The sequence below is a fragment of the Rhodopseudomonas sp. G2_2311 genome (assembly GCF_047501505.1).
In the GTDB taxonomy this organism is placed as follows: domain Bacteria; phylum Pseudomonadota; class Alphaproteobacteria; order Rhizobiales; family Xanthobacteraceae; genus Rhodopseudomonas; species Rhodopseudomonas palustris_H.
In genome coordinates this window covers 484276-490513 of sequence record NZ_JAZDRK010000004.1, presented here as the reverse complement: position 1 = coordinate 490513, position 6238 = coordinate 484276, and the positions used below count along the sequence as shown (strand labels likewise).

At 64.8% G+C, this 6238-nt stretch carries 6 protein-coding genes; 3 read left to right on the top strand and 3 right to left on the bottom strand.

Translation table 11 applies throughout. The annotated features are described in order from the left end of the window. A partial coding sequence (locus VRZ08_RS10025; RefSeq protein WP_414532446.1) for a (2Fe-2S) ferredoxin domain-containing protein occupies window positions 1–258 on the top strand: 258 nt, incomplete at its 5' end. A 107-nt stretch (window positions 259–365) separates the two neighbouring features. On the opposite strand, the gene VRZ08_RS10020 is transcribed toward VRZ08_RS10025, so the two are convergent. Genes VRZ08_RS10020 through uvrB form a run of 3 tightly spaced genes read right to left on the bottom strand, consistent with a single transcriptional unit; the run spans window position 366 to window position 4085 of the window. Then, complete coding sequence (locus VRZ08_RS10020; protein ID WP_012497553.1) at window positions 366–671, bottom strand: HigA family addiction module antitoxin; 306 nt, start codon at window positions 669–671, stop codon at window positions 366–368. 11 nt (window positions 672–682) lie between these two features. Continuing rightward, window positions 683–961 (bottom strand): type II toxin-antitoxin system RelE/ParE family toxin, encoded by a 279-nt coding sequence (locus VRZ08_RS10015; RefSeq protein ID WP_414532445.1) that lies wholly within the window; start codon window positions 959–961, stop codon window positions 683–685. Between the two features lie 58 nt (window positions 962–1019). Further along, window positions 1020–4085 (bottom strand): excinuclease ABC subunit UvrB, encoded by a 3066-nt coding sequence (gene uvrB / locus VRZ08_RS10010; RefSeq protein WP_414532444.1) that lies wholly within the window; start codon window positions 4083–4085, stop codon window positions 1020–1022. 117 nt (window positions 4086–4202) lie between these two features. Between uvrB and VRZ08_RS10005 the strand changes: the two genes are divergently transcribed. Both VRZ08_RS10005 and VRZ08_RS10000 read left to right on the top strand, forming a co-directional pair. After that, window positions 4203–4559 (top strand): hypothetical protein, encoded by a 357-nt coding sequence (locus VRZ08_RS10005; RefSeq protein WP_414532443.1) that lies wholly within the window; start codon window positions 4203–4205, stop codon window positions 4557–4559. A 62-nt stretch (window positions 4560–4621) separates the two neighbouring features. After that, the gene (locus tag VRZ08_RS10000; RefSeq protein ID WP_414532442.1) at window positions 4622–6178 is read left to right on the top strand and encodes a hypothetical protein; all 1557 of its coding nucleotides are present in this window, start codon (window positions 4622–4624) and stop codon (window positions 6176–6178) included. The last annotated feature ends 60 nt before the right edge of the window (window positions 6179–6238 follow it).

Here is a 6238-nt window from a genome sequence, read left to right as displayed (position 1 = left end):
GTGCTGATCTGCGGCAAATGCCTGTCGAAGATCGACGGCGGCAAGAGGCTCAAGCAGGCGCTGAAGGCCGAACTGAAGCACGCCGCCGCCGCGCAGGGTGGCAAGCGGCCGAAGCTCGTCACCACCAGCTGTCTCGGGATCTGCCCGAAGCGCGCGGTGGTTACGGCAAGCGCGGCGACGTTGGGGCGCGGGGAGTATGTGCTGGTCGAGGACCGGGCCGAGGCAGCGGCGGCGGTCAGGGGGCTGATCGAAGAGTAAGAGTGCCGGGCTGCCGAGGCTTCCCGCTCGCGCCGGCGCAGGTGGGCGGTCGGCTGCTTGCAACCGCTCCTACGACCCACGGGCGCACGGCGAAAAAGCCGTAGCGTCTACTCCGCGGCGAGCACGCGGACGCGCGGCTCAATCGCGGGCCAGTCTGCGGCGCGGGCACGGCGCAGGTCGTAGGACGCCTGCAGGTTCATCCAGAGTTCGGGCGTCGTGCCGAAGTACTTCGCCAGCCGCAGGGCCACGGCGGCGGTGATCGCAGAGCGGCCGTGCACGATGTCGTTGACCCGGGCCGGATTGATATCGATATCGCGCGCCAGCCGGTTCTGACTGATCCCGTTCGGGCGCATGAATTCCTCGATCAGAATCTCGCCGGGAGGGATCGGGGGGAGCTGCTTTGGTTTGGCCATGCCGCCAGCCTCTAATGATAGTCCACGATTTCGACCATTTCTGCGCCGTCCTCACGCCACTCGAAACAAATCCGCCATTGATCGTTGATGCGGATCGAGTATTGGCCGCGGCGATCGCCCTTCAAGGCCTCGAGCCTGTTGCCCGGAGGTTGCCGCATATCGTCGAGTTTAGCAGCGCCGTCCAGGAGCAGCAGCTTTCGACGAGCTTGCCGTTCGATCGCGCGAAACCGCGGCACGTCCTCATCAGCAAACAGCCGCGCGGTCGCCGGATCTCGGAACGAGCGGATCATCCGAACAAGCTATTCCCCATCGGGGAATAGCGCAACCGGAATGCTTGCCGGCGGAATGCTACCTCTTCTTCCACCCACCCCGCTTTCCCGGCGCGCCGCCGGTACTACGCGGGGAGGGGCCGAATTCGGGGCCGGCTTCGCGGCTGGAGGTCGGCTGATAGATCTTGCTCTCGGTCCCCGGGCCCATTTCGTCGAGTGTCGGTTTGCGCGGCTTGGGGCGCTGGACTTTTTTGAACTCGTGAAAGCCGGCGATGCCCATTTCGTCGAGGTCGGGTTTGTGGACCTTTGACGTCGTGCTCGGGGTACCCCCACCCCGGCCTTCGGCCGACCCTCCCCGCAAGGGGGAGGGTGAAGCGGCATCGCCGCCGCGTGATCCTGACTTGCCGCGGCCGCCTTTGCCTGCCTCCGCAGGCAAATTCGCTGCCGCGCCGTAGCGCTTATTGCCGGCGTAGCTGCCGGCCTTCGCCGCGACGCCGCGCTGCTTCACCGTCGGATCGTCGATCACCGCGAGCTCAGTGGCGCGCAGGCGTTTGACTTCGTCGCGCAGCCTTGCGGCTTCCTCGAAGTTCAGATCGGCGGCGGCCTCGCGCATCCGGGTTTCGAGATCGGCCAGCACCGCCTCGAAATTGTGGCCGATCACCGCGGCGTCGTCGGTGAAGCCGGCGCCCTTGCCGTCGCCGATCTCGACCAGCACGTGGTCGCGCTCGTAAACGCTGTTCAGAATATCGCCGATCGACTTCTTGACGCTCTCCGGCGTGATGCCGTGCGCGGTGTTGTATTCGATCTGCTTCTCGCGGCGGCGATTGGTCTCGTCGATCGAGCGCTGCATCGAGCCGGTCATTTGATCGGCATAGAGGATCACCTTGCCGTCGACGTTACGCGCAGCGCGGCCGATGGTCTGAATCAGCGACGTTTCGCTGCGCAAAAAGCCTTCCTTGTCGGCATCGAGGATCGCCACCAGCGCGCATTCCGGAATGTCGAGACCTTCGCGCAGCAGGTTGATGCCGACCAGCGCGTCGAATGCCCCGAGACGCAGGTCGCGGATGATCTCGATGCGCTCGATGGTGTCGATGTCCGAATGCATGTAGCGGACGCGGATGCCCTGTTCGTGCAGGAACTCGGTGAGATCCTCGGCCATCCGCTTGGTCAGCACGGTGATCAGCGTGCGATAACCGCGCGCCGCGGTGGCGCGGACTTCGCCGACGAGATCGTCGACCTGGGTGCGGGCGGGGCGGATGTCGACCGGCGGATCGATCAGGCCGGTCGGGCGAATGACCTGCTCGACGAACACGCCGCCGCTCTCGTTCAGCTCCCACGCCGCCGGGGTCGCCGACACCGCGACGGTCTGCGGCCGCATCATGTCCCATTCTTCGAAGCGCAGCGGCCTATTGTCCATGCAGGACGGCAGCCGGAAGCCGTATTCGGCAAGCGTCGCCTTGCGGCGGAAGTCGCCTTTGAACATCGCGCCGATCTGCGGGATCGAGACGTGGCTTTCGTCGGCGAACACCAGCGCGTTGTCGGGCACGTATTCGAACAGTGTCGGCGGCGGCTCGCCGGGCCGGCGGCCGGTCAGATAGCGTGAGTAGTTCTCGATGCCGGCGCAACTGCCGGTGGCTTCCATCATCTCGATGTCAAACGTGGTGCGCTGCTCCAGACGCTGCGCTTCGAGCAGGCGGCCCTGCGCGTGCAACTGATCGAGCCGCCATTTCAGCTCGGTCTTGATCGAGGAGATCGCCTGGATCAGCGTCGGCCGCGGCGTCACATAGTGCGAATTGGCGTAGATCTTGACGAATTCCAGCTCGTCCTGCTTGTGGCCGGTGAGCGGGTCGAATTCCTCGATGCCCTCGATCTCGTCGCCGAACATCTTCACCCGCCAGGCGCGATCCTCATAGTGCGCCGGGAAGATGTCGATGACGTCGCCCCGCACCCGGAAGGTGCCGCGGGTGAAGTCGGCCTGGGTGCGCTTGTATTGCAGCGCGACCAGATCGGCGATCAGCTGGCGCTGATCGATCCGTTCGCCGCGCTTCAGCGCGAAGGTCATCGCCGTGTAGGTCTCGACCGAGCCGATACCGTAAATGCACGACACCGAGGCGACGATGATGACGTCGTCGCGTTCCAGCAGCGCGCGGGTGGCGGCGTGGCGCATCCGGTCGATCTGCTCGTTGATCGACGAATCCTTCTCGATATAGGTGTCGGTGCGCGGAACGTAGGCTTCCGGCTGGTAGTAATCGTAATACGAGACGAAGTACTCGACCGCGTTGTCGGGGAAGAAGTTCTTGAACTCGCCGTAGAGCTGCGCCGCCAGCGTCTTGTTCGGCGCCAGGATGATGGCCGGGCGCTGCGTCGCCTCGATCACCTTGGCCATGGTGTAGGTCTTGCCCGAGCCGGTGACGCCGAGCAGCACCTGGGTGCGATCGCTGCGGTCGATGCCTTCGACCAGCTCCTTGATCGCCTGCGGCTGGTCACCGCGCGGCTGATAGTCGGATTTCAGCACGAAGCGCACGCCGCCTTCGGACTTCTCCGGGCGCGGCGGCCGGTGCGGCACCCACAGCTTGACGCCGCCGTCCTCGCCCTTGAATTCGGGGCGGCCCTCGCGGATCAGGCTCTCCAGAGCGTCGGCGGTGGCCTTGACGCCGAGCGCCTCCATCTTGCTGCGCGGCGGCCTTGCCAGCGCTTCGGCGTCGTCCTCCTCGGTCGGCAGGCCGAGCTGCCGCGCCAGCTCCGGATCGAGCGTCGGGATGGTGGCGGCGGTTCCGTAATTGGCCTGCGGCGCTTCGTTGAGGCCGCCCCGACTCGCGCCGGGCGGCTGCGGATAGGGCTGCAGCGCCGTCGGACGCGGCGTGGCGCCGTCGCCGACCTTCGGCGTCGAAGCCCGGCCACGATGCACGGCGGCCTCGCCGCCGGTGCGGCGGTCGTGCGAATTGTCCGGCGGCGGCTGCAAGCCGGTGCCGGAGCCGAGCCCCGCATCGCCGCGATTGAGCGCCGGATTCAGAAGTTCGGCCAGCGCCGGGCCGATCGGCTTCACGTCGGGCCGGTGGGCCTTCGATTTTGGGGCTTTCGGCGCGGCGGATTTGGCCTTTGCGGCTTTCGGGGAGGTGTCGAAAGAGTCGGGAGATTTCGCCATGGCGGGAATATGGGGCCCGTCGCCAGTTCTGGGAAGCGATCGTCCCGATCATTTTAGGGTTGATTGCCGAAAGGTTCCGTTTCTATCATTGCGCGAGATTGCGAACGGAGTTCTGCCATGCTCGGACCCGCGCTTTCCCACCTTCACGAGTTACTTGCCAGGCGCCGCGAGAAGCATGAGGAGCTCACGCCTTTCGAGCGTGCGCTGCTCGACGAGCTTACGGCAGCAAAGAAGTTCGCCCCGCCATTGACGAAAGTGCTGCAATTGTCGCGCGACGACAGGCTGCGCAGCACATTGCGAGACATGCCGGTCGGCGGGCTGAGCGATACGCTGGATGAGTTCCATCGCACCTTCCTGGACCTCGACAAGTCTTTGCGGACCGAGATCGAACTCGGGAGTGGCGGCTACACGGGCGACGATCGCATGCAGACCGCGTGCGACGAGCCCAACTGCCCCAACAAAAAAAGGACGTAGTGGCGGTCTGTTCCGGGTCGCGCCGCCGCCGATCGTCGGTGCGAACCAAGGGGAGACGATCGATGAAGTATCAAGTCTCTGATCACGTTCCCTCCCGGTTCGACCACGATTTCGACCTTGTGCCAGCGGCTGGCGTCGTTCCGACCGCCGCAGAGCGCGATCTGCTTGGGCAGATCGAGACAGCCGTAGAGGTCATTTCGGCCGGACGAAAGGCCGATGACGCCGCTCGCCTTTGTCCTGCGCTTGCTGAAGCACGCAGGCGGTGGTGGTTTGCCACGGCGGCGCAGTTGCGCGAGGCGGCAGAGCACTTCGCGAGCACCCAAAATGTTGACCTAACGCTTGAGCGGGTCGCCACGATCGATACCGAGCGGCGTCGCTCCGAGCCCGATATCGTCATCGAGAGCATTCCGGTGGCGGAGGCGAGATTCGCCAAGGAGTTCAGGGTCGACCCTCGACAATGCCCGCTCGGTCAGCCGGATCAGGACTATTTGACGGCCCTGAAAGAGGTGCTCGACGTGCTGGCGGCCGATGTGAAGAAAGAAAAGAAGTCGGACGGTTCGCCTCGTTACTCGGACGCGGTGCTGCGGGAGCGCGCCGTCTATCGCGAAGCTGCAGCGGACGAGCTGCGCGAGGACGCGATCAATTTCCGCAAGGGGACTGCCCCGGCGGTGCTCGCAAGCAACGCGCGGTTCATCAACGGCAAGTATCGCGGCCTGGTCGATCGTCTCGGCGGACGCCTGTTTGCGGTCAACATCAAGTACGAAAAGCGAGATGGAAAGGATGTGGCGGTCGATCTCAAGATCGGCGTCAACGAAGGTCTGCCGCCGCCGAACGACACGCCTTCGGTCGAGAAACAGGATCTCTATGTCCAGATCGACAACGCGATGACGGTGATCGGCACAGTGTGCCGCCAGCTCGAGGAGAGAACACCCGTTCCGTATCGGGTGGACGCCATCGCGGCGGCGAAGCAACGCGCGCGAAGTTTGCTCGATGAATATGTCCGGAAGCTCGCCGGCATTGCCGGTCTCGGGTTGGAAGGCCCGCACGTCGATCTCGCCAAAAAGGCGCTGATCGGCCTGAAGCTGGAGTTCGCCGGGCGCGAAGCAGGACGTATCAAGAACGATTATGTGCGCCGCCTCGGAGCGTGGGCGGCGTTGTTCTTCATCGGCTTCCTCGTTGCCTATGCGGCTATCCGAAGCGGCACCTGCAGCGTGACCATGATGAAAGAGCATGCCGCTCAGTGTCCGTCGCCATGGTGGAACGAACACAAAACGTTCTTGCTGGCTGCAGCAGGTGCATCGCTCGGCACCTGGCTGTCGTTCGCCATCCGCCGGCTCGATCTGCCGTTCGACGACCTGGCGCTTCTCGACGAGCATTCGCTCGACCCGCCGTTCCGGATTGCATTCGTCGTGGCGTTGACCCTGATGGCCTGTCTGTTGTTCTGGACCGGGGCTTTGAATATCGAGATCGGAAATCTCAAGACCGGCTCCGAGAGCTTCAAGGCCACCGGCTCGATCGCCCTTGTCGTCGGCTTGTTTTGCGGTCTTTCGGAGCGCGCGCTAGCGACCGCGATGTCGAATCGCGGGGCGGCGTTTATCGCGGGGCTGGCGGGTCGTTAGTTGGTGAGGTGCACGCCGCCGCCTGTCCCGAGAGTGCCCGATGGCCGGTCGCAGCTGGCG

Bases quoted from the DNA above. Each gene is read 5' to 3' on its own strand.
- VRZ08_RS10020 (WP_012497553.1), bottom strand. From the start codon at position 671: ATGGCCAAACCAAAGCAGCTCCCCCCGATCCCTCCCGGCGAGATTCTG.
- VRZ08_RS10015 (WP_414532445.1), bottom strand. From the start codon at position 961: ATGATCCGCTCGTTCCGAGATCCGGCGACCGCGCGGCTGTTTGCTGAT.
- uvrB (WP_414532444.1), bottom strand. From the start codon at position 4,085: ATGGCGAAATCTCCCGACTCTTTCGACACCTCCCCGAAAGCCGCAAAG.
- VRZ08_RS10005 (WP_414532443.1), top strand. From the start codon at position 4,203: ATGCTCGGACCCGCGCTTTCCCACCTTCACGAGTTACTTGCCAGGCGC.
- VRZ08_RS10000 (WP_414532442.1), top strand. From the start codon at position 4,622: ATGAAGTATCAAGTCTCTGATCACGTTCCCTCCCGGTTCGACCACGAT.